General features: G+C 68.6%; 1 protein-coding gene. It reads right to left on the minus strand.

What is annotated here, in order from left to right; translation table 11 throughout:
- A partial coding sequence (locus Tchar_RS13550) for a thiamine pyrophosphate-dependent enzyme (RefSeq protein WP_236640482.1) occupies nucleotides 1–928 on the minus strand: 928 nt, incomplete at both ends.

Genomic DNA, 928 nt, shown 5'->3' on the forward strand with positions numbered 1-928 from the left:
GCCAGCGCTGGCGCCATTCGGCCTCGGCCTGCGCGCCGCGCGCACGCGCATCCCAGGCCGCACGCACATCGTCAGGTATTTCGAACGGCGCGTAGGGCCAGTCGAGCGCCGCGCGCGCGGCAGCGATTTCGGCCGCACCCAGCGGCGCGCCGTGCACATCATGCGTGCCGGCCTTGTTGGGCGCGCCCTGCCCGATCACGGTGCGACAGCAAATCAGCGTCGGCCGCCCGTCCGGGCGCTGTGCCTGCGCGCGCGCCAGCGTCAGCGCCGCATCCACCGCCGCGACGTCGTGCCCATCCACCCCCCGGATGACGTACCAGCCATAGGCCTCGAACCGCTCCGGGGTGTCGTCCGCAAACCAGTCCTGCACGTGCCCGTCGATGGAGATGCCGTTGTCGTCGTACAGCGCAATGAGCTTGCTCAGCCGCAGCGTCCCAGCCAGCGAGCACACCTCGTGGCTGATGCCCTCCATCAGACAGCCATCACCCAAAAACACATAGGTGAAGTGATCGACGACGGCATGCCCCTCCCGGTTGAACTCGGCCGCCAGGAGCTTTTCCGCCAGCGCCATGCCCACCGCATTGGCCAGCCCCTGCCCCAGCGGCCCCGTCGTGGTCTCCACCCCAGGCGTGACCCCGACCTCCGGATGCCCCGGCGTCTGACTGTGCAGCTGCCGAAACGCCTTGAGCTGCTCGATGGGCAGGTCATACCCACTCAGATGCAGCAGCGCATACAGCAGCATCGAGGCATGACCATTGGACAGCACGAAACGGTCACGATCGGGCCACGCAGGGTTGGTTGGGTTGTGTTTGAGGTGGCGGCCCCACAGGGCCACGGCCATCTCGGCCATGCCCATGGGGGCCCCGGGGTGGCCGCTGTTGGCCTGCTGCACGGCATCCATGGCCAGCGCACGGATGGCGTTGGCCAT

The organism is Tepidimonas charontis (assembly GCF_007556685.1).
Classification (GTDB): domain Bacteria; phylum Pseudomonadota; class Gammaproteobacteria; order Burkholderiales; family Burkholderiaceae_C; genus Tepidimonas; species Tepidimonas charontis.